We start from the raw sequence: 20,920 nt of genomic DNA on the forward strand, positions 1-20,920 counted from the left end.
TAGGAGCCTGCCTGCGGCGATACTATGCGGCACACCAGGGTGTGCATAGGAACGTCGACATCACCCTTTTTGACCGAAACGTGAAAGGAATAACAAGATGGATGATCAGTTAAAACAAAGCGCTCTCGATTTTCACGAGTTTCCTGTTCCGGGTAAAATCCAGGTATCCCCGACCAAACCGCTGGCGACCCAGCGCGATCTGGCGCTGGCCTACTCGCCGGGCGTGGCTGCTCCGTGCCTGGAAATCGAAAAAGATCCGCTGGCAGCGTACAAATACACCGCGCGCGGCAACCTGGTGGCCGTTATCTCTAACGGTACGGCGGTGCTGGGGTTAGGGAACATCGGTGCGCTGGCTGGTAAGCCGGTGATGGAAGGGAAAGGCGTTCTGTTTAAGAAATTTGCCGGTATCGACGTCTTCGATATCGAAGTGGACGAACTGGATCCGGATAAATTCATCAACGTGGTGGCGGCGCTGGAGCCGACCTTCGGCGGCATCAACCTGGAAGACATCAAAGCGCCGGAATGTTTCTATATCGAGCAGAAGCTGCGCGAGCGTATGAACATTCCCGTGTTCCATGACGACCAGCACGGCACGGCGATTATCAGTACCGCCGCCATTCTGAACGGCCTGCGCGTGGTGGAGAAAAATCTCTCCGACGTGCGCATGGTGGTCTCCGGCGCAGGCGCCGCGGCCATCGCCTGTATGAACCTGCTGGTGGCGCTGGGCATGCAGAAGCACAATATTGTGGTCTGCGACTCCAAGGGCGTGATCTACAAAGACCGCGAGCCAAACATGGCGGAAACCAAGGCGGCCTATGCGGTGGAAGACGACGGCAAGCGCACGCTTGAAGACGTGATTGACGGTGCTGACATTTTCCTCGGCTGTTCAGGCCCGAAAGTGCTGACCCAGGAGATGGTGCAGAAGATGGCGCGCGCGCCAATGATCCTGGCCCTGGCGAACCCGGAGCCGGAAATTCTGCCGCCGCTGGCGAAGGCGGTGCGTGAAGACGCTATCATCTGCACCGGACGTTCGGACTACCCGAACCAGGTGAACAACGTGCTCTGCTTCCCGTTCATCTTCCGCGGGGCGCTGGACGTCGGCGCCACGGCGATCAACGAAGAGATGAAGCTGGCTGCCGTTCATGCTATCGCAGAGCTGGCGCACGCCGAGCAGAGCGAAGTGGTGGCCTCCGCCTACGGCGATCAGGATCTGAGCTTCGGCCCCGACTACATCATCCCTAAACCATTTGACCCGCGTCTGATCGTGAAGATCGCGCCAGCGGTGGCCAAAGCGGCGATGGACTCCGGCGTGGCGACGCGGCCGATTGAAGATTTCGATGCCTACGTCGATAAACTCACCGAGTTCGTTTACAAAACCAACCTGTTTATGAAGCCGATCTTCTCCCAGGCGCGCGCCGACGCGAAGCGCGTGGTGCTGGCGGAAGGGGAAGAGGCGCGCGTGCTGCATGCCACGCAGGAGCTGATCACCTTAGGGCTGGCGAAACCGATCCTGATTGGTCGTCCGAGCGTGATCGAGATGCGTATTCAGAAGCTCGGCCTGCAAATAAAGCCGGGCGTGGACTTTGAGATCGTTAACAACGAATCCGATCCGCGCTTCAAAGAGTACTGGAACGAATACTATTCGATCATGAAGCGTCGCGGGATCACCCAGGAGCAGGCGCAGCGGGCGGTGATCAGCAACACCACGGTGATCGGCGCGATCATGGTTCATCGCGGTGAGGCGGATGCGCTGATCTGCGGCACCATCGGCGAGTACCATGAGCATTTCAGCGTGGTACAGGAGATCTTCGGCTATCGCGAGGGCGTCCATACTGCCGGCGCAATGAACGCGCTGCTGCTGCCAAGCGGTAACACCTTTATCGCCGATACCTACGTCAACGACGATCCCTCCCCGGACGAACTGGCGGAAATCACCGTGATGGCGGCGGAAACCGTGCGCCGCTTTGGTATCGAGCCGAAAGTGGCGCTGCTGTCGCACTCAAACTTCGGGTCATCCAAATCCGCGGCGGCGTGCAAAATGCGCCAGACGCTGGACCTGGTGCGAGCGCGCGCGCCGGAGCTGATGATCGACGGCGAGATGCACGGCGACGCCGCGCTGGTGGAGAGTATTCGTAATGAACGTATGCCGGACAGTCCGCTGAAAGGCTCGGCGAACGTGCTGATTATGCCGAACGTGGAAGCGGCGCGTATTAGCTATAACCTGCTGCGCGTGTCGAGTTCTGAAGGGGTGACCGTAGGGCCAGTGCTGATGGGGGTGTCAAAACCGGTGCATGTGTTAACGCCGATTGCCTCCGTGCGTCGTATCGTCAACATGGTGGCGCTGGCGGTGGTTGAGGCGCAGACGCAGCCGCTGTAATTTATTGCCCTCGCCCCTCACCCTAACCCTCTCCCCATAGGGGAGAGGGGACTGCTCTGAGCCGTCTTTTCACCCTCACCCCTTTGGGGAGAGGGCCGGGATGAGGGGTAAGGGTTAAACCCAGTCCCGAACCTTAATAAACTCACTCAAGGCAGCCTCCGGGCTGCCTTCTTTTGGCGCGTAGCTGTATTCCCAGCGCACCAGCGGCGGCATCGACATCAGAATGGACTCCGTGCGCCCGCCGGTTTGCAGGCCAAACAGCGTCCCGCGATCCCACACCAGATTAAACTCCACGTAGCGCCCGCGACGGTAGAGCTGGAACTCACGCTCGCGCACGCCGTAGTCGGTGTCTTTGCGGCGTTCGACAATCGGAAGATAGGCGTCGATAAAGCCTTCACCCACCGCGCGCATAAAGCTGAACGCGGTATCAAAATCCGGGGTATTGAGATCGTCAAAGAACAGCCCGCCGATGCCGCGCTGCTCGTCGCGGTGCTTCAGATAAAAATAGTCATCGCACCACTTTTTGTATTTCGGGTAAACGTCTTCGCCAAACGGCAGACAGAGGTCGCGCGCGGTGGTGTGCCAGTGCACGGCGTCCTCTTCGAAGCCATAGTAAGGCGTTAAGTCGAAACCGCCGCCAAACCACCAGACCGGATCGGCTCCCGGTTTTTCCGCGATGAAAAAGCGCACGTTGGCGTGGCTGGTTGGCACAAACGGGTTATGCGGATGCACCACCAGCGAGACGCCCATCGCCTCGAAGCTGCGGCCCGCCAGTTCAGGCCGATGCGCCGTGGCGGACGCTGGCATTGCATCACCGTGGACGTGGGAGAAGTTGACCCCGGCCTGTTCAAAAATACCGCCGTTACGCAGCACGCGGCTGCGCCCGCCGCCGCCCGCTTCGCGCTGCCAGGTGTCTTCCTGGAATTCACCGCCGTCTGCGGCGGTCAGTTTCTGGCAAATCGCGTCCTGGAGCTGCATCAGGAAAGTTTTGACCAGCTGTGCATTCGGTTTCATCAACGTTTCCTGGAGTGCGCTTTTTGATTATCGAACCAGTTGAAATAACTGATGACCCCGGAGGCGATGGCGTTCGCGATCTTCTGACGAAACGCCTTAGTGCCGAGTAAACGCTCTTCTTCCGGGTTGGTAATGAACGAGGTTTCCACCAGCACGGACGGAATAGACGGTGACTTCAGCACCACAAACGCGGCCTGCTCGGTGCTTTTACTGTGCAGACGGTGCACGGGTTTAATCCGTTTGAGGATATGCGAGCCGAGCGTCAGGCTGTTTTTGATGGTATCGGTCTGCACAAGATCAAACAGAACCTGCTGTAACAGATGGTCTTTGTCGGTGGCTTTTTTCCCGGCCACTTCATCCGCCCGGTTTTCGCGATCGGAGAGGTATTTCGCCATGGCGCTACTGGCGCCACGGTTGGAGAGCGCAAATACCGAGGCGCCTGCGGCGGAAGGGTTTGTGAAGCCATCCGCGTGAATGGACATAAACAGGTCTGCGCCGTGCTTGTGGGCAATCTCCACGCGATCGTACAGCGGGATAAACGTGTCGCCCGTGCGCGTCAGGCGGGCGTCAATACCGTTACTGCGTAAAATTGCGCGTACATTTTTTGCAATTGCCAGCACGACGTGTTTTTCTTTCGACCCGTTTCGGCCAATGGCGCCGGTGTCGATCCCGCCGTGGCCCGGATCGAGCATGACCAGACGCTTTGCGCCAGCTTTTTTGGTTTTCGGCTTGCTGTGTCCGTTACTGGTTTTAAGCGTGCTCTCTTCTTTTGCCTGAGCCTGCTTTGCGATACCCGATAACGTTAAGGCCGCCAGCCCCGCTTTGAGAACCTGACGACGCGATGTGAGTGCTTTTAATGGTTTGAATGTGCTCATGCGGCCTGAATTGTAAAAATTGGGGTCCTGGTGTTATATCGTATCGTGTTTCCCGTTACGACAGTCCTTATTGAGAATTGTTTTACTTTTCATTTCAATACGTGACAAAGTGACATTATGCCAAATTTTGGCGAGTTTTTCCCCGGTTATTGGCTAAACGCCCTGTTCACGCCATAATCACTGTTTTTAAACCCGAAAAGGCGGTTAATACCATGGAGATACGCGTTTTTCGCCAGGAAGATTTCGAAGAGGTGATCACCCTTTGGGAGCGCTGCGATCTGCTGCGTCCGTGGAACGATCCGGAAATGGACATCGAACGGAAGGTGAATCACGACGTCAGTCTGTTTCTGGTCGCTGAGGTCAACGGCGAAGTGGTCGGGACGGTGATGGGTGGGTACGACGGCCACCGCGGCTCGGCCTACTATCTGGGCGTGCACCCGGAATACCGCGCGCGCGGCATCGCCAACGCGCTGCTTAACCGTCTGGAAAAGAAACTGATCGCCCGTGGCTGCCCGAAAATCCAGATTATGGTCCGGGAAGATAACGACGTGGTGCTGGGCATGTATGAACGTCTGGGCTACGAGCACGCGGATGTACTGACGCTGGGTAAGCGCCTGATCGAAGATGAAGAGTACTGAGTTCCACCCTGGCGACTACGACGTTCACGGTCGTCTGCGTCTGCCTTTTTTGTTCTGGTGCGTTCTGCTGTTGCAGGCCCGAACCTGGGTGCTGTTCGTTATGGCTGGCGCGTCGCGCGGGCAGGGCGATACGTTACTGAATCTCTTTTATCCCGATCACGATGCGTTCTGGCTGGGGTTACTGCCGGGCGTACCGGCGGTCCTGGCGTTTCTGTGCAGCGGACGGCGGCAAGCCATTCCGCGCTTCTGGCGCGCGCTTCGCTGGCTGCTGATCCTGGCGCAGTTTGTGCTTCTGGTCTGGCAACCCTTGCTCTGGCTGTACGGCGAGCCGCTTTCGGGTATCGGGATTTCACTGGTGGTGGCGGATATTGTCGCGCTGCTGTGGCTGGTCACGAATCCCCGTTTACGCGCCTGTTTTACGCAAGAGCCAGATTAAAACGGCACTTTTTGTCGATACTGCACTCCAACAAGCGTTGATTTACTACGTAAGGACGTCTCAATGAAATCGCTGCGTTTACTTTTATGCGCTCTCCCGCTGGCGTTAACCGGCTGTTCCACGCTCTCATCCATCAACTGGTCTGCGGCCTATCCGTGGAACTGGTTTGGATCCTCAATGGAAGTGACCGAGCAGGGCGTGGGCAAAATCACCGCCTCGACGGCGCTGGATCAGGATGCCATTCAGGATGCCATCGGCAGTGATTATCGCCTGCGCAGCGGCATGAAAACCGAGAACGGCAACATCGTGCGCTATTTCGAAGCGTTGAAAGATGACAAGGTGGCAATGGTTATCAACGGCGATAAAGGTACGGTCAACCGCATTGCGGTGATGGATGAAGAGATCCCGACCTCAGGTGGCGTGAAGGTGGGAACGCCGTTTGGCGAACTCTATCAGAAAGCGTTTGGCCACTGCGCCAGTGTGCCATCGGAGGAGAGCGTGGCGGTCGAGTGTAAGGCCGACGGCAGCCAGCATATTAGCTATGTGTTCAGCGGCACCTGGAACGGTCCGGAAGGGTTAATGCCGTCTGACGACACCCTGAAAAAGTGGAAAGTGAGCAAAATTATCTGGAAGCAGTAATTTGCGCCTGAGCAAGCCGCCTCGCTGAAATCCAGGTATAATAGCCGCCATCAATGCCACGCTGTCGTGGCATCTTTATTTCAGGAGGAGCGATGTCTCAGGTACAGAGTGGCATTTTGCCAGAACATTGCCGGGCGGCGATTTGGATTGAAGCCAACGTCAAAGGGGACGTGGATGCCCTGCGCGCGGCCAGCAAAGTTTTCGTTGATAAACTGACCACCTTCCAGGCCAAATTCCCCGAAGCCCATCTGGGCGCGGTGGTTGCCTTTGGCAGCACCGTCTGGCGTCATCTGAGCGGCGGCGAAGGCGCAGAAGAGCTGAAAGACTTTATTCCTTATGGCAAAGGTCTTGCGCCCGCTACCCAGTATGACGTTCTGATCCATATCCTCTCCCTGCGTCACGACGTGAACTTTTCTGTCGCTCAGGCTGCGATTGAGGCCTTTGGTGATAGTATCGACGTGCAGGAAGAGATCCACGGTTTCCGCTGGGTGGAAGAGCGCGATTTGAGCGGCTTCGTCGACGGCACCGAAAACCCGGCCGGGGAAGAGACGCGTCGCGAGGTGGCTGTAATCAAGGATGGCGTGGACGCGGGCGGCAGCTATGTGTTCGTCCAGCGCTGGGAGCATAACCTCAGGCAGCTTAACCGCATGAGCGTGCATGACCAGGAGATGATGATTGGCCGTACCAAAGATGCCAATGAAGAGATTGACGGCGATGCGCGTCCGGTCACTTCCCACCTGTCCCGCGTTGACCTTAAAGAAGACGGTAAGGGGCTGAAGATTGTTCGCCAGAGCCTGCCGTACGGCACCGCGAGCGGTACGCACGGCCTGTACTTCTGCGCTTACTGCGCACGCCTCTACAACATCGAACAGCAGCTGCTGAGCATGTTTGGCGATACCGACGGTAAGCGTGACGCCATGCTGCGCTTCACCCGCCCGGTGACCGGCGGCTACTACTTTGCGCCGTCCGTTGAGCGCCTGCTGGCGTTGTAAATCGCTCTCTATTCGTAGGCCGGGTAAGCGTGAGCGCCACCCGGCAATTTCTCCTGCACCTCTTATTCCCTTTTCTGCTTCTAAATCACCAAACGGTATATAAAACCGTTACTCCTTTAGACTCCGTTATAAATATTATGACTATAAGATAGTCATCACATTTATAAGGGTGCGCAATGGCCGTTACTGTACTGAAAAAAGGATCGCTGGCACTGGCAGGTTTACTGCTGGTGGCGCAGGCGCAGGCAACCGAGTTGCTGAACAGTTCTTATGATGTTTCGCGCGAGCTGTTTGCCGCCCTTAATCCCGCATTTGAACAGCAGTGGGCGAAAGAGAACAACGGCGACAAGCTGACCATCAAGCAGTCGCACGCTGGCTCATCCAAGCAGGCGCTGGCCATTTTGCAGGGGCTGAAAGCGGACGTGGTGACCTACAACCAGGTCACGGACGTGCAGATCCTGCACGACAAAGGCAAACTGATCCCGGCGAACTGGCAAAGCCGCCTGCCGAACAACAGTTCGCCATTTTACTCCACCATGGGCTTCCTGGTGCGCAAGGGCAACCCGAAGAACATCCACGACTGGAACGACCTGGTGCGTTCAGACGTAAAGCTGATCTTCCCGAATCCGAAAACCTCCGGCAACGCACGTTACACCTATCTGGCGGCGTGGGGCGCGGCGGACAAAGCTGACGGTAACGATAAAGCGAAAACCGAACAGTTTATGACCCAGTTCCTGAAAAACGTCGAGGTGTTTGATACCGGCGGTCGTGGCGCAACCACCACCTTCGCCGAGCGCGGGCTGGGCGACGTACTGATCAGCTTTGAATCCGAAGTGAACAATATTCGTAAACAGTACGAAGCGCAGGGCTTCGAAGTGGTTATCCCGAAAACGAACATTCTGGCCGAGTTCCCGGTGGCGTGGGTGGATAAAAACGTTAAGGCTAACGGCACAGAAAAGGCGGCGAAAGCCTACCTGAACTATCTGTACAGCCCGCAGGCGCAAACCGTTATCACCGACTACTACTACCGTGTCAACAACCCGGACGTGATGAGCAAGCTGAAAGACAAATTCCCGCAGACCGAGCTGTTCCGCGTGGAAGATCATTTTGGCGCCTGGCCTGAGGTCATGAAAACGCATTTTGTCAGCGGCGGTGAGTTGGACAAACTGCTGGCAGCGGGGCGTAAGTAATGTTTGCAGTGTCCTCCAGACGTGTGCTGCCGGGCTTTACCTTAAGCCTCGGGACCAGCCTGCTGTTCGTCTGTCTGATTTTGTTATTACCGCTCAGCGCGCTGGTGATGCAGCTCGCTGAGATGAGCTGGTCCCAGTACTGGGAAGTGATTACTAACCCACAGGTGGTGGCGGCCTACAAGGTCACCCTGCTGTCTGCGTTCGTGGCCTCGATTTTTAACGGCGTGTTTGGCCTGCTGATGGCGTGGATCTTAACTCGCTATCGCTTCCCTGGCCGCACCCTGCTCGACGCGCTGATGGATCTGCCGTTTGCCCTGCCGACGGCGGTTGCCGGTTTGACGCTGGCGTCGCTGTTTTCCGTGAACGGCTTTTACGGTGAGTGGCTGGCTAAGTTTGATATCAAAGTGACCTATACCTGGCTCGGTATCGCGGTGGCCATGGCCTTTACCAGCATCCCGTTTGTGGTACGTACCGTGCAGCCGGTGCTGGAAGAGTTAGGACCCGAATACGAAGAGGCCGCAGAAACGCTCGGCGCCACGCGCTGGCAGAGTTTTCGCAAGGTCGTGCTGCCGGAACTCTCTCCGGCGTTGCTGGCGGGTATCGCGCTCTCCTTTACCCGCAGCCTCGGTGAATTTGGCGCGGTCATTTTTATCGCCGGGAACATCGCGTGGAAAACCGAAGTGACCTCGCTGATGATTTTTGTCCGTTTGCAGGAGTTTGATTATCCGGCCGCGAGTGCGATTGCCTCGGTGATCCTTGCCGCGTCGCTGCTACTGCTGTTCTCGATTAACACTCTGCAAAGTCGCTTTGGTCGACGTGTGGTAGGTCACTGATGGCGGAAGTTACGCAATTGAAGCGCTATGACGCGCCCCGCATCAACTGGGGCAAATGGTTTCTGATTGGTACCGGCGTGCTGGTCTCCGCATTCATTCTCGTCGTGCCGATGGTGTACATCTTCGTTCAGGCCTTCAGCAAAGGGATTATGCCCGCGCTGCAAAACCTGGCCGATCCGGACATGCTCCACGCCATCTGGCTGACGGTCATGATTGCCCTGATCACCGTCCCGGTGAATCTGGTGTTTGGCGTATTGCTGGCCTGGCTGGTAACGCGCTTTAACTTCCCGGGGCGTCAGCTGCTGCTGACCCTGCTGGATATCCCGTTTGCGGTGTCACCGGTGGTGGCGGGTCTGGTTTATCTGCTCTTCTACGGTTCCAATGGCCCGCTGGGCGGCTGGCTGGATGAACACGACCTGCAGATCATGTTCGCCTGGCCGGGGATGGTGCTGGTGACCGTCTTTGTCACCTGTCCGTTCGTGGTACGCGAGCTGGTGCCGGTGATGCTCAGCCAGGGCAGCCATGAAGATGAAGCCGCGGTGCTGCTCGGCGCTTCCGGCTGGCAGATGTTCCGCCGCGTCACGCTGCCGAATATCCGCTGGGCACTGCTTTACGGCGTGGTGCTGACCAACGCCCGTGCGATCGGTGAGTTTGGCGCGGTGTCGGTGGTATCCGGCTCGATTCGCGGCGAAACCCTGTCGCTGCCGTTACAGATTGAATTACTGGAACAGGACTACAACACCGTCGGTTCCTTTACTGCCGCAGCGTTGCTGACGCTGATGGCGATTTTGACCCTGTTTTTGAAGAGTGTGGTGCAGTGGCGTTTAGAGAATCAGGAAAAACGTCAGCATCAGGAGGGAAATCATGAGCATTGAGATTGCCAATATTAAGAAGTCTTTTGGTCGCACCCAGGTGCTGAATGATATCTCGCTGGATATCCCTTCCGGACAGATGGTGGCGCTGCTGGGGCCGTCTGGCTCCGGTAAAACCACGCTGCTGCGTATTATCGCCGGGCTTGAGCACCAGACCAGCGGACATATCCGCTTTCACGGCACCGACGTGAGCCGCCTGCATGCCCGCGATCGTAAAGTGGGCTTTGTATTCCAGCACTACGCCCTGTTCCGCCACATGACGGTATTCGACAACATCGCGTTTGGTTTGACCGTACTGCCGCGTCGTGAGCGTCCGAATGCGGCCGCCATCAAAGCGAAAGTGACCAAACTGCTGGAGATGGTGCAGCTGGCTCATCTGGCGGACCGCTTCCCGGCACAGCTTTCTGGCGGGCAGAAACAGCGCGTGGCGCTGGCGCGTGCGTTAGCCGTGGAACCGCAAATCCTGCTGCTGGACGAACCGTTTGGCGCGCTGGATGCGCAGGTGCGTAAAGAGCTCCGCCGCTGGCTGCGTCAGCTTCATGAGGAACTCCAGTTCACCAGCGTTTTCGTGACCCACGATCAGGAAGAGGCGATGGAAGTAGCCGACCGCGTGGTGGTGATGAGTCAGGGCAACATTGAGCAGGTTGACGAGCCAGAGCAACTCTGGCGTGAACCGGCGACCCGCTTTGTGCTGGAGTTTATGGGGGAAGTAAACCGCCTTCAGGGTACTATTCGCGGCGGTCAGTTCCACGTTGGCGCGCACCGCTGGCCGCTGGGGTATACCTCCGCGCACCAGGGGCCGGTGGATCTGTTCCTGCGCCCGTGGGAAGTGGACGTCAGCCGCCGTACCAGCCTGGACTCACCGCTTCCGGTGCAGGTGCTGGAAGCTAGCCCTAAAGGTCACTACACCCAATTAGTGGTACAGCCCCTGGGCTGGTACACCGAGCCGCTGACCGTGGTTATGCGTGACGACGAGCCGCCGCACCGGGGGGAACGCCTGTTTGTGGGGCTGCAACACGCGCGCATTTATCACGGGAACGAGCGCATCGAGACGCGCGAGGATATTGCTCTGGCGGAGTCAGCCTGATAGGTTATTGAGTATGTTTTTCGCCCGGTGGCGTGATGCTTACCGGGCTTTTTATTGAGTAAAAAACGTGAATACACTCGAACACACCATCGGCAACACCCCTCTGGTCAAACTTCAGCGCATGGGGTGTGACAACGGCAGCGAAATCTGGGTCAAACTTGAAGGCAATAACCCGGCGGGGTCGGTGAAAGACCGGGCGGCGCTGTCGATGATTGTTCAGGCCGAAAAGCGCGGCGAGATAAAGCCCGGCGATGTGCTGATCGAAGCCACCAGCGGTAACACCGGTATCGCACTGGCGATGATAGCCGCCCTGAAAGGCTATCGTATGAAGCTGCTGATGCCGGATAACATGAGCCAGGAGCGCCGTGCCGCCATGCGTGCCTACGGGGCCGAGCTGATTCTGGTGAGCAAAGAGCAGGGGATGGAAGGGGCGCGAGATTTAGCGTTAGCGATGGCGGAGCGCGGGGAAGGCAAGCTGCTCGACCAGTTTAATAACCCGGACAACCCGTACGCGCACTACACCACCACCGGCCCGGAAATCTGGCAGCAAACCGGTGGGCGCATCACCCACTTTGTCTCCAGCATGGGGACCACGGGCACGATCACCGGTGTGTCACGTTTTCTGCGCCAGCAGGAGCAGCCGGTGACGATTGTCGGCCTCCAGCCGGAAGAGGGAAGCAGTATTCCGGGCATTCGCCGCTGGCCCGCGGAGTATATGCCGGGCATCTTTAATGCGCAGCTTGTGGACCAGGTGCTGGATATTCATCAGCGCGAGGCGGAAAATACCATGCGTGAGCTGGCCGTGCGTGAAGGCATCTTCTGCGGCGTCAGTTCGGGTGGCGCGGTAGCGGGGGCGATTCGGGTGGCTAAGGCAAACCCGGGTGCAGTAGTGGTAGCGATTATTTGCGATCGCGGCGATCGCTACCTGTCGACCGGCGTCTTTGGTGAAGAGAGTTATTCGCAGGGGGCGGGGATTTAAGCGTCATGGAGATGATTTTATTCCGGGATAACACCCGGGCGCAGCAAACCGATATTGTCGCCGTTCAGTCGCAGGTGGTGTACGGCAGTGTGGGAAACAGCATCGCGATGCCAAATATTCGCACCCATCGACTGAACGTTACCGCCGTGCCGACGGTGCTGTTCAGCAATACGCCGCACTACGACACCTTCTACGGCGGGGTGATCCCGGACGAGTGGTTCAGCGGCTACCTGAAGGCGCTGGAAGAGCGTGAGATCCTGCGCGAGCTAAAAGCGGTCACTACCGGCTATATGGGCAGCGCCAGCCAGATCGTGCTGCTGGCGCAGTGGCTGAAGGCGATCAAAGTTCAACATCCCGATCTGCTGGTGCTGGTCGACCCGGTAATCGGAGACATCGACAGCGGGATGTACGTGAAGCCGGATATTCCTGAAGCCTACCGTGAGCACCTGCTCCCGCTGGCCCAGGGCATTACGCCCAACGTGTTTGAGCTGGAAGTGCTGAGCGGCAAACCGTGCCGTACGCCGGAGAGCGCCATTGCCGCCGCGCAGGGGCTGCTGTCTGACACGCTTAAATGGGTGGCGATCACCAGCGCGCCAGTGGCTGACGATCCGCAAAATATCCACGTCGTGCTGGTGAGCGAGGAGGGCGTTACCGTAAGCGCACACCCGCGCGTTGAGACGGACCTGAAAGGGACGGGGGATCTGTTCTGTTCGGAGCTGGTGAGCGGTATCGTCGGCGGTAAAACCGTGGCCGACGCCATTCGCATGGCGGGCGACAGGGTGACTGACGTGATGATCTATACGCAGTCGAAAGGCTACGACGAGCTTATTCTGCCTGCATAAACAAAAATGGCGCCCGAAGGCGCCATTTTACCGTGCGGCAAGAATTACTTCTTGATGCGGATAACCGGGGTTTCACCCACGGTAACGCTGCCAGACAGTTTGATCAGCTCTTTGATTTCGTCCATGTTGGAGATAACAACCGGAGTCAGGGTAGACTTCGCTTTTTCTTCCAGCAGTGGCAGATCGAATTCAATTACAGGGTCGCCAACTTTAACACGCTGGCCTTCTTCCGCGATACGTTTGAAGCCTTCGCCTTTCAGTTCAACGGTGTCGATACCGAAGTGAACGAACAGTTCGATACCGCTATCGGATTCGATAGAGAACGCATGGTTGGTTTCAAAAATCTTACCAATGGTACCGTCAACTGGAGCAACCATTTTGTTGCCAGTTGGTTTGATAGCAATGCCATCACCAACGATTTTCTCAGCAAACACTACATCCGGCACGTCTTCGATATTGACGATCTCGCCGGAGAGCGGAGCAACAATCTCAATAGTTCCGGAGTCGCTATTGCTTTTGTCACCGAACAGTTTACTAAATAAACCCATTAGACTTATCTCCTAAGCAGTAATTTGGGCCGCATCTCGTGGATTAGCAGATTGTTTTTTCTTCAATGAACTTGTTAACCAGCGTCATTAACTCGTCCGTTGTCGGTTGAGCAAGAGCCTGCTCTGCTAATACCTTCGCATCTTCGAAGTTCGTGTTACGGATAATCTTCTTGATGCGCGGGATGGAAATGGCGCTCATAGAGAATTCGTCCAGACCCATACCCAGCAACAGAAGTGTAGCACGTTCGTCGCCTGCAAGCTCACCACACATGCCAGTCCATTTACCTTCTGCATGAGAAGCATCAATAACTTGCTTGATCAAATTCAGTACAGACGGCGACATTGGCTGGTAGAGATGTGAAATCATATCATTACCACGGTCAACTGCCAGGGTGTACTGCGTTAAATCATTGGTACCGATACTAAAGAAATCAACTTCTTTGGCTAAATGACGTGCAATGGTCGCGGCTGCCGGTGTTTCCACCATCACGCCGATCTCGATTGACTCGTCAAATGTTTTACCTTCGTCACGCAGTTCCTGCTTGTAGATTTCAATCTCTTTCTTCAGTGCACGCACTTCTTCAACAGAGATGATCATCGGGAACATGATGCGCAGCTTACCGAAAGCGGATGCACGCAGGATAGCGCGAACCTGGTCACGCAGGATCTCTTTGCGATCCATGGCGATACGTACGGCACGCCAGCCCAGGAACGGGTTCTCTTCTTTCGGGAAGTTCATGTACGGCAGCTCTTTGTCGCCACCGATATCCATGGTGCGGACGATAACGGCCTGCGAGCCGCACGCTTCCGCAACCGCTTTGTACGCTGCAAACTGCTCTTCTTCCGTTGGCAGGGCGTCGCGGTCCATGAACAGGAATTCAGTACGATACAGACCTACACCTTCCGCACCGTTGCGCTCAGCGCCGTCAACGTCACGTACGGTACCGATGTTAGCGCACACTTCAACCTGATGGCCGTCCAACGTGATGGCTGGCAGATCTTTCAGTTTAGCGAGTTCCGCTTTCTCGGTAGCAACCTGCTCCTGAACGGAACGCAGCTGCTCGATCACATCGTTAGTTGGGTTGACGTAAACCACGTTGTTTACGGCATCCAGAATCAGATAGTCGTCGTTTTTCACCTGCGAGGTGACGCTACCGGTACCCACGATGGCTGGTAGCTCCAGAGAACGCGCCATGATAGAGGTGTGGGAGGTACGTCCACCTGCATCAGTAATGAAACCCAGCACCTTGTTCAGGTTCAGCTGTGCGGTTTCAGACGGGGTCAGGTCAGCGGCAACCAGGATGACTTCGTCCTGAATCGCGCTCAGATCGATGATGGCCAGACCCAGGATGTTGCGCAGCAGGCGCTTACCGATGTCACGTACGTCAGCCGCACGCTCTTTCAGGTATTCATCGTCCAGTTCTTCCAGGGCAGTTGCCTGACCTTCGATAACTTCATGCGCAGCCGCGTCGGCCGTCATGCCTTTATCTTTAATCAGGGCTATGATTTCCTGCTCCAGCTCCTCATCTTCGAGCAGCATAATGTGCCCTTCGAAGATGGCTTCTTTTTCTTCACCGAAAGTTTCGCCAGCTTTAGTTTTAATCGCTTCCAGTTGCGCAGATGCCTTGGCACGACCGCTCAGAAAACGTTCAACTTCCTGATCAACCTTGTCGGCAGAAATTTTTTTCCGGTCAATGACGATTTCGTCTTCTTTCAGCAGCAATGCTTTGCCGAAAGCGATACCCGGGGATGCTAAAATGCCTGAAATCATAACCCTACCTTACTTGTGACTGATATTGAAAAGAACCCGGTAAACTTACTCGAGTTCAGCCATCAGCTTAACCAGATGCTCAACTGCTTTCTGCTCGTCTTCACCTTCAGCGGAGATGGTAACAACGGTACCCTGAGTCAGACCCAGAGTTTGCAGCTTGAACAGGCTTTTTGCGCTAGCGCTTTTGCCGTTGGAAGTCACAGTGATTTCAGAAGTGAAGCCTTTCGCTTCTTTAACAAACTGAGCAGCAGGGCGGGTGTGCAGACCGTTCGGAGCGGTAATGGTAACTTCTTGCTGGAACATTGTATTTCCCCAACTTATAGGTTTAGTGTTGTGGAACTAAAGTCTAGCCTGGCGACTTAACTTTAGCCTGTATAGTTAGCGCTGACGTTTCAATCGTCATTAAACATTATGCAGTGAAAGCAAGACTTGAACCAAATCATAAAATCGATTCAGCAGCGCTATTTCGTTCACCGATTAATTTCGCGCATCAAAATAATTGCTGGTTTAAATACCAGACCCAACGGGGTGAAGCAATGCCAGGAGGGGTAAAACTTTGAAGCAGGCCACAAAAAAGCACCTGAAAAGGTGCTTTTTTACGCGTTTTTAACATGCTGGCATCACTGTTGCAGTTCTTTCTCTGTGAACAGATCGGCAAACAGTGCTGTGCTTAAGTAACGCTCACCCGAAGACGGTAGGATAACCACAATATTCTTGTTGGTAAAGGTTTCGTCTTCCAGCAGTTTGAGAGCTGCAGCAACCGCCGCACCGGAAGAGATACCCGCCAGAATGCCTTCCTCGTCCATCAGGCGACGCGCCGTGGAGATGGCTTCTTCATTGGTGATGGCGACCACTTTATCGATCAGCTTCAGATCGAGGTTGCCTGGAATAAAGCCAGCGCCGATACCCTGGATTTTGTGCGGACCTGGTTTGATCTCTTCGCCTGCCAGCGCCTGAGCGATAACCGGAGAGTCGGTTGGCTCAACGGCAACGGTAATCAGATCTTTTTTACCTTTCGTGCCTTTAATATAGCGAGACACCCCGGTCAGCGTACCGCCGGTGCCTACGCCGGAGATGAACACATCAACCTGACCGTCGGTATCTTCCCAGATTTCCGGGCCGGTGGTTTTCTCATGAATTTCCGGGTTGGCCGGGTTGCTGAACTGCTGGAGCAGCAGATACTTTGCAGGATCGCTGGCGACGATTTCTTCGGCCTTCTGAATCGCGCCCTTCATGCCTTTCGCGCCTTCCGTGAGGACCAGATTCGCACCCAACGCTTTCAGCAGCTTACGGCGCTCAATGCTCATGGTTTCAGGCATAGTCAGCGTCAGCTTATAGCCGCGCGCCGCCGCAACATAGGCCAGGGCGATACCGGTATTGCCGCTGGTGGGTTCAACCAGCTCAACGCCAGGTTTCAGCACGCCACGCTTTTCAGCATCCCAAATCATATTCGCACCGATACGGCATTTAACGCTGAAGCTTGGGTTACGAGATTCGACCTTCGCCAGAATGCGTCCATTACCGATACGGTTCAGTCGAACCAGGGGCGTATGACCGATAGTCAGCGAGTTGTCTTCATAAATCTTACTCATGGCCTGTCCTTAACTGTATGAAATTGGGATACCGACCCAGCATACCTGTTGAACAAGTATGGGGAAGTAAGGAAATCGCATATCTATATGCTGCAAGGAAATAATGGGGATCAGTATGGAATAAGGGGCGGCATAAGCCATCCCTCTTTTACACATTTTTGCATTACTTCCATAACGCGTGCTTAGCACGGTAGCAGTCCACCCACATCGCCGTCGCGCCGCAAACGGCAACGGGCATGATGAACAGATTCAGGAAAGGGATCATGGTGAACAGGCTGGTAAGGGCACCAAACTGCATATTGGCAACCTTCTGAGTGCGCAGGGCAGTGCGCATCTCTTTAAACGGCACTTTGTGGTTATCGAACGGATAATCACAGTACTGGATAGCAAGCATCCAGGCGCTGAACAGGAACCACAGCACGGGTGCGACCGTCTGGCCGATCCCGGGTACAAAATAAAGGATGAGCAGCACAATCGCCCGCGGCAGGTACCACGCAAACTTCTGCCATTCGCGCTTCATGATGCGGGGGACATCTTTCACGATCCCCAGTACGCCCGTGTCAGGCGGCGCCGCACCGGTCAGGCGCGCTTCCAGCTGTTCGGCCAGCAGACCGTTGAACGGCGCGGCTATCCAGTTAGCTATCGTCGAAAAGAAATAGCCGAAAACCAGCAGCACGGAGATAACCGCAATCGGCCAGAGCAGGTAGTCCAACCACTGTAACCAGTCCGGCACATAGCTCATCAGGGAAGGGATCCAGCTTTCCAGTCTGGTGAACAGCCACCAGAACGCGCCCCCCATCAGAATAATGTTGATCAGTAACGGCAAAACAACGAAGCGTCGAATGCCCGGCAGGGAGACCAGTTTCCAGCCCTGAGAAAAGTACCAGACCCCGCTACGTGGGGCAGAAGAAGATGTTGAAACCATACCAGGCTGTACTCCTTTTTACACAACCAGTGGAATTGCCCGCCTATATTATCCAGTTACGGGCCAATGACCAGTTCGGAAATGTTCGAAAAACCAGCAAAAAGCACGATTTAGTTCATCTTTATGCTGTGAATGCTCTGCATACACTTGCACTTGACGTAAACGGCAAATACTCTTAGTGAGTAAATGTTTGCCGTGGTGGCAAGGTGTTAGAACAACAGAGAATATAATGATGCAGGATTTGCGTCTGATATTAATCATTGTTGGCGCGATCGCCATAATCGCTTTACTGGTACATGGTTTCTGGACCAGCCGTAAAGAGCGTTCCTCTATGTTTCGCGATCGTCCACTGAAGCGCATGAAGTCCAGTCGCGAAGACGATGACGTTGAAGACGACATCGACGGTCTTGACGACGACGGCGTGGGTGAAGTTCGTGTTCATCGGGTCAATACTGCGCCCGGCGCAGCGCATGGAGAGCATGAAGCTCCCCGCGCTCCGCAGCACCAGTATCAACCACCGTATGCCTCTGCCCAGCCGCGCCAGCCAGCGCCGCCGCCAGTGGAAGAACCTGTTCGTCATCCGTCGCAGCAGCCTGTGCAACAGCAGCCCGTTGCGCCACAGCCTGTACAGCAGCAACCTGTGCAACAGCCTGCACAGCCAGTGCATCAGCCACAGCCAGTGCAACAGCCGCAGCCGGTAGAACAACCGCAGCCTGAATCTGCACCGCCTGCGCCACAGCCCGCTCCGCGCGTTGAGCCAGAGCCTGTTGTTGAGCCAGAACCGGTTGTTGAAAAGCCGCAGCGTAAAGAAGCGGTAATCATCATGAATGTGGCTGCTCATCATGGCACCCATCTGAACGGTGACGTGCTGCTCAACAGCATCCAACAGGCAGGCTTCAAGTTCGGCGACATGAATATTTTCCATCGCCACCTGAGTCCTGACGGCAGTGGTCCGGCGCTGTTCAGCCTGGCCAATATGGTCAATCCAGGCACGTTTGACCCGGAAATGACCGGTGATTTCGTCACGCCTGGGGTTACGATCTTTATGCAGGTGCCGTCCTACGGTGACGAGCTGCAAAACTTTAAGCTGATGCTACAGTCCGCTCAGCACATCGCCGACGAAGTGGGCGGTGTTGTGCTCGACGATCAGCGTCGTATGATGACGCCGCAGAAACTGCGCGAATATCAGGACCGCATCCGCGAAGTTAAGGAAGCTAACGCGTAATCGTCGCGTTTACTTCAACTCCTCCTCAACCCCCGCCTGTCGGGGGTTTTTCTCATTGATGGTGCGATATGGACTCAATCGAACAACAACTTACTGAACTGCGAACCACGCTTCGCCATCATGAATATCTCTATCATGTTATGGACGCACCGGAAGTGCCGGATGCGGAATATGACCGCCTGATGCGTGAACTGCGCGAGCTGGAAGCGCAGCACCCCGAACTGATTACGCCCGATTCCCCAACGCAGCGCGTTGGCGCGGAACCGCTGGGTGCTTTCAGCCAGGTGCGCCACGAAGTGCCGATGCTGTCGCTGGATAACGTGTTTGATGAAGAGAGTTTTCTGGCTTTCAACAAGCGCGTGCAGGATCGCCTGAAGAGCGTCGACAATCTGAGCTGGTGCTGCGAGCTAAAACTGGATGGTCTGGCCGTCAGCATTCTTTATGAGAACGGCGTGATGGTACGTGCCGCAACGCGCGGTGACGGCACTACCGGGGAAGACATCACCACCAATGTGCGCACCATTCGTGCGATCCCGCTGAAGCTGCGTGGCGATAATATTCCTGCGCGGCTGGAAGTGCGCGGGGAAGTTTTCCTTCCGCAGGCGGGGTTTGAGAAGATCAATGAAGAAGCGCGTCGTACCGGGGGTAAAGTGTTTGCAAACCCGCGTAACGCGGCGGCAGGTTCGCTGCGCCAGCTCGATCCGCGTATCACCGCGAAGCGACCGCTTACTTTCTTCTGCTACGGCGTCGGGATCCTGGAAGGCGGTGACCTGCCGGATACCCACCTGGGTCGTTTAATGCAGTTCAAAGAGTGGGGTTTGCCGGTAAGCAACCGCGTGCAGCTTTGCGACTCTCCAGAGGCGGTGCTGGCGTTCTATCACAAGGTGGAAGAAGATCGTCCCACGCTCGGGTTTGATATTGATGGCGTAGTGATCAAGGTTAACTCCCTGGCATTGCAGGAACAGTTGGGTTTTGTTGCCCGGGCGCCACGCTGGGCAGTGGCCTTTAAGTTCCCGGCGCAGGAGCAGATGACCTTCGTTCGCGACGTGGAATTTCAGGTAGGACGTACGGGTGCGATTACGCCTGTGGCGCGTCTGGAGCCTGTGCAGGTGGCTGGCGTGCTGGTCAGTAACGCTACGCTGCATAACGCCGATGAAATTGCCCGTCTGGGGCTGCGAATTGGTGACAAAGTGGTGATTCGCCGCGCGGGCGATGTGATCCCGCAGGTGGTTAACGTAGTGGAATCAGAACGTCCTGCCGATACCCGTGCCATCGAGTTTCCTGCCCATTGTCCGGTATGTGGTTCGGACGTTGAGCGCGTGGAAGGTGAAGCGGTAACGCGCTGTACGGGCGGGTTAATCTGCGGCGCGCAGCGTAAAGAGTCCCTGAAGCACTTTGTCTCCCGCCGGGCGATGGACGTCGACGGAATGGGTGACAAGATCATCGACCAGTTAGTTGAGAAAGAGTATGTCCATACGCCAGCGGACCTCTTTACCCTGACGGCAGGTAAGCTGACCGGTCTTGATCGTATGGGGCCGAAATCTGCCCAGAACGTGGTCAATGCGCTTGAGGCGGCCAAAAATACTACCTTTGCCCGTTTCCTTTACGCGCTCGGCATTCGTGAAGTCGGAGAGGCGACGGCGGCAGGGCTGGCGGCGTATTTCGGCACGCTGGAGGCTCTTGAGAAAGCCACCATCGACGAACTACAGAAAGTCCCTGACGTTGGCATAGTGGTCGCTACCCACGTCTTCAACTTCTTCGCCGAAGAGAGCAACCGTGAAGTGATCGGTAAATTACTGGAACAGGGCATTCACTGGCCCGCACCGGTAGTGGTTAATGCAGAAGAGATCGACAGCCCGTTTGCCGGTAAAACGGTGGTGCTGACCGGCAGTCTGAGCCAGCTCTCGCGTGATGACGCGAAAGCGCGCCTGGTGGCGCTTGGGGCAAAAGTGGCGGGAAGCGTGTCAAAGAAAACCGACCTGGTGATCGCCGGGGAAGCGGCCGGTTCGAAGCTGGCAAAAGCGCAGGAGCTCGGCATCGAGGTGATCGATGAAGCGGAAATGATGCGCCTTTTAGGAGAGTGAT

General features: G+C 56.0%; 20 protein-coding genes. 13 read left to right on the plus strand and 7 right to left on the minus strand.

Annotated elements, in window-relative coordinates; all coding sequences use genetic code 11:
- The first annotated feature begins 97 nt into the window (after window positions 1-97).
- A complete protein-coding gene (gene maeB, locus AC4OVS_RS06510; protein ID WP_022648958.1) occupies window positions 98-2,377 on the plus strand; it encodes an NADP-dependent oxaloacetate-decarboxylating malate dehydrogenase in 2,280 nt (759 codons plus the stop codon).
- Window positions 2,378-2,491: 114 nt separating this feature from the next.
- On the opposite strand, the gene hemF is transcribed toward maeB, so the two are convergent.
- Window positions 2,492-3,391, minus strand: a complete 900-nt coding sequence (hemF, locus tag AC4OVS_RS06515; RefSeq protein ID WP_063853405.1) for an oxygen-dependent coproporphyrinogen oxidase — start codon at window positions 3,389-3,391, stop codon at window positions 2,492-2,494.
- The gene (gene amiA / locus AC4OVS_RS06520) at window positions 3,391-4,266 is read right to left on the minus strand and encodes an N-acetylmuramoyl-L-alanine amidase AmiA (protein ID WP_023306670.1); all 876 of its coding nucleotides are present in this window, start codon (window positions 4,264-4,266) and stop codon (window positions 3,391-3,393) included. The genes hemF and amiA overlap by 1 nt, the downstream gene beginning before the upstream one ends.
- 212 nt (window positions 4,267-4,478) lie before the next feature.
- Here amiA and AC4OVS_RS06525 point away from each other — a divergent pair, with 212 nt between their 5' ends.
- The 10 genes from AC4OVS_RS06525 (at window position 4,479) to pdxK (ending at window position 12,774) form a co-directional block, all read left to right on the plus strand.
- Window positions 4,479-4,904, plus strand: coding sequence for a GNAT family acetyltransferase (locus AC4OVS_RS06525; RefSeq protein ID WP_003861292.1), 426 nt, complete (start codon window positions 4,479-4,481; stop codon window positions 4,902-4,904).
- A complete protein-coding gene (locus AC4OVS_RS06530) occupies window positions 4,891-5,340 on the plus strand; it encodes a DUF2919 domain-containing protein (RefSeq protein WP_491922276.1) in 450 nt (149 codons plus the stop codon). Before AC4OVS_RS06525 ends, AC4OVS_RS06530 begins: the two co-directional genes overlap by 14 nt.
- Window positions 5,341-5,403: 63 nt before the next feature.
- The gene (locus tag AC4OVS_RS06535) at window positions 5,404-5,979 is read left to right on the plus strand and encodes an RpoE-regulated lipoprotein (protein ID WP_032623819.1); all 576 of its coding nucleotides are present in this window, start codon (window positions 5,404-5,406) and stop codon (window positions 5,977-5,979) included.
- Window positions 5,980-6,071: 92 nt separating this feature from the next.
- Window positions 6,072-6,971, plus strand: coding sequence for a Dyp-type peroxidase (locus AC4OVS_RS06540; RefSeq protein ID WP_032623821.1), 900 nt, complete (start codon window positions 6,072-6,074; stop codon window positions 6,969-6,971).
- A 176-nt stretch (window positions 6,972-7,147) separates the two neighbouring features.
- The gene (locus AC4OVS_RS06545; protein ID WP_022648952.1) at window positions 7,148-8,161 is read left to right on the plus strand and encodes a sulfate ABC transporter substrate-binding protein; all 1,014 of its coding nucleotides are present in this window, start codon (window positions 7,148-7,150) and stop codon (window positions 8,159-8,161) included.
- Entirely contained in the window at window positions 8,161-8,994 is an 834-nt protein-coding gene (gene cysT, locus AC4OVS_RS06550; protein WP_022648951.1) for a sulfate/thiosulfate ABC transporter permease CysT, read from the plus strand. The genes AC4OVS_RS06545 and cysT overlap by 1 nt, the downstream gene beginning before the upstream one ends.
- The gene (cysW, locus tag AC4OVS_RS06555) at window positions 8,994-9,869 is read left to right on the plus strand and encodes a sulfate/thiosulfate ABC transporter permease CysW (RefSeq protein ID WP_003861305.1); all 876 of its coding nucleotides are present in this window, start codon (window positions 8,994-8,996) and stop codon (window positions 9,867-9,869) included. The genes cysT and cysW overlap by 1 nt, the downstream gene beginning before the upstream one ends.
- Window positions 9,859-10,953 (plus strand): sulfate/thiosulfate ABC transporter ATP-binding protein CysA, encoded by a 1,095-nt coding sequence (gene cysA, locus AC4OVS_RS06560; protein WP_022648949.1) that lies wholly within the window; start codon window positions 9,859-9,861, stop codon window positions 10,951-10,953. The genes cysW and cysA overlap by 11 nt, the downstream gene beginning before the upstream one ends.
- Window positions 10,954-11,020: 67 nt before the next feature.
- Window positions 11,021-11,932 carry a cysteine synthase CysM gene (gene cysM, locus AC4OVS_RS06565; RefSeq protein ID WP_491922277.1) on the plus strand — a complete coding sequence of 304 codons (912 nt, stop codon included), beginning with the start codon at window positions 11,021-11,023 and terminating at the stop codon, window positions 11,930-11,932.
- A 5-nt stretch (window positions 11,933-11,937) separates the two neighbouring features.
- On the plus strand, window positions 11,938-12,774 hold the full coding sequence (pdxK, locus tag AC4OVS_RS06570) for a pyridoxine/pyridoxal/pyridoxamine kinase (protein WP_491922278.1): 837 nt from the start codon (window positions 11,938-11,940) through the stop codon (window positions 12,772-12,774).
- 44 nt (window positions 12,775-12,818) lie between these two features.
- Here the strand turns inward: pdxK and crr are convergent, their stop codons facing one another.
- The 5 genes from crr to cysZ all read right to left on the minus strand — a co-directional run bounded on the left by crr (window position 12,819) and on the right by cysZ (window position 17,610).
- Complete coding sequence (gene crr / locus AC4OVS_RS06575; RefSeq protein ID WP_022648946.1) at window positions 12,819-13,322, minus strand: PTS glucose transporter subunit IIA; 504 nt, start codon at window positions 13,320-13,322, stop codon at window positions 12,819-12,821.
- Window positions 13,323-13,365: 43 nt separating this feature from the next.
- Window positions 13,366-15,093, minus strand: coding sequence for a phosphoenolpyruvate-protein phosphotransferase PtsI (gene ptsI, locus AC4OVS_RS06580; RefSeq protein ID WP_023300662.1), 1,728 nt, complete (start codon window positions 15,091-15,093; stop codon window positions 13,366-13,368).
- 45 nt (window positions 15,094-15,138) lie between these two features.
- Window positions 15,139-15,396 (minus strand): phosphocarrier protein Hpr, encoded by a 258-nt coding sequence (gene ptsH / locus AC4OVS_RS06585; protein ID WP_000487600.1) that lies wholly within the window; start codon window positions 15,394-15,396, stop codon window positions 15,139-15,141.
- Window positions 15,397-15,713: 317 nt separating this feature from the next.
- A complete protein-coding gene (gene cysK / locus AC4OVS_RS06590) occupies window positions 15,714-16,685 on the minus strand; it encodes a cysteine synthase A (protein ID WP_006811453.1) in 972 nt (323 codons plus the stop codon).
- A gap of 163 nt (window positions 16,686-16,848) precedes the next feature.
- A complete protein-coding gene (gene cysZ, locus AC4OVS_RS06595; protein ID WP_022648944.1) occupies window positions 16,849-17,610 on the minus strand; it encodes a sulfate transporter CysZ in 762 nt (253 codons plus the stop codon).
- Window positions 17,611-17,839: 229 nt separating this feature from the next.
- Between cysZ and zipA the strand changes: the two genes are divergently transcribed.
- Both zipA and ligA read left to right on the plus strand, forming a co-directional pair.
- Entirely contained in the window at window positions 17,840-18,835 is a 996-nt protein-coding gene (gene zipA / locus AC4OVS_RS06600; RefSeq protein WP_022648943.1) for a cell division protein ZipA, read from the plus strand.
- Between the two features lie 68 nt (window positions 18,836-18,903).
- Window positions 18,904-20,919 carry an NAD-dependent DNA ligase LigA gene (ligA, locus tag AC4OVS_RS06605; protein WP_032623825.1) on the plus strand — a complete coding sequence of 672 codons (2,016 nt, stop codon included), beginning with the start codon at window positions 18,904-18,906 and terminating at the stop codon, window positions 20,917-20,919.
- The last annotated feature ends 1 nt before the right edge of the window (window position 20,920 follow it).

This window comes from Enterobacter sp. 4974935 (assembly GCF_058661735.1).

Excerpts from the sequence above, each read along its gene's own strand:
- ptsH (WP_000487600.1), bottom strand. The coding sequence starts at position 15,396 with ATGTTCCAGCAAGAAGTTACCATTACCGCTCCGAACGGTCTGCACACC.
- pdxK (WP_491922278.1), top strand. The coding sequence starts at position 11,938 with ATGGAGATGATTTTATTCCGGGATAACACCCGGGCGCAGCAAACCGAT.
- AC4OVS_RS06545 (WP_022648952.1), top strand. The coding sequence starts at position 7,148 with ATGGCCGTTACTGTACTGAAAAAAGGATCGCTGGCACTGGCAGGTTTA.
- maeB (WP_022648958.1), top strand. The coding sequence starts at position 98 with ATGGATGATCAGTTAAAACAAAGCGCTCTCGATTTTCACGAGTTTCCT.
- hemF (WP_063853405.1), bottom strand. The coding sequence starts at position 3,391 with ATGAAACCGAATGCACAGCTGGTCAAAACTTTCCTGATGCAGCTCCAG.
- cysK (WP_006811453.1), bottom strand. The coding sequence starts at position 16,685 with ATGAGTAAGATTTATGAAGACAACTCGCTGACTATCGGTCATACGCCC.
- cysA (WP_022648949.1), top strand. The coding sequence starts at position 9,859 with ATGAGCATTGAGATTGCCAATATTAAGAAGTCTTTTGGTCGCACCCAG.
- crr (WP_022648946.1), bottom strand. The coding sequence starts at position 13,322 with ATGGGTTTATTTAGTAAACTGTTCGGTGACAAAAGCAATAGCGACTCC.
- cysT (WP_022648951.1), top strand. The coding sequence starts at position 8,161 with ATGTTTGCAGTGTCCTCCAGACGTGTGCTGCCGGGCTTTACCTTAAGC.
- ligA (WP_032623825.1), top strand. The coding sequence starts at position 18,904 with ATGGACTCAATCGAACAACAACTTACTGAACTGCGAACCACGCTTCGC.
- AC4OVS_RS06525 (WP_003861292.1), top strand. The coding sequence starts at position 4,479 with ATGGAGATACGCGTTTTTCGCCAGGAAGATTTCGAAGAGGTGATCACC.
- cysW (WP_003861305.1), top strand. The coding sequence starts at position 8,994 with ATGGCGGAAGTTACGCAATTGAAGCGCTATGACGCGCCCCGCATCAAC.
- zipA (WP_022648943.1), top strand. The coding sequence starts at position 17,840 with ATGATGCAGGATTTGCGTCTGATATTAATCATTGTTGGCGCGATCGCC.
- AC4OVS_RS06540 (WP_032623821.1), top strand. The coding sequence starts at position 6,072 with ATGTCTCAGGTACAGAGTGGCATTTTGCCAGAACATTGCCGGGCGGCG.
- cysZ (WP_022648944.1), bottom strand. The coding sequence starts at position 17,610 with ATGGTTTCAACATCTTCTTCTGCCCCACGTAGCGGGGTCTGGTACTTT.
- AC4OVS_RS06530 (WP_491922276.1), top strand. The coding sequence starts at position 4,891 with ATGAAGAGTACTGAGTTCCACCCTGGCGACTACGACGTTCACGGTCGT.
- amiA (WP_023306670.1), bottom strand. The coding sequence starts at position 4,266 with ATGAGCACATTCAAACCATTAAAAGCACTCACATCGCGTCGTCAGGTT.
- ptsI (WP_023300662.1), bottom strand. The coding sequence starts at position 15,093 with ATGATTTCAGGCATTTTAGCATCCCCGGGTATCGCTTTCGGCAAAGCA.
- AC4OVS_RS06535 (WP_032623819.1), top strand. The coding sequence starts at position 5,404 with ATGAAATCGCTGCGTTTACTTTTATGCGCTCTCCCGCTGGCGTTAACC.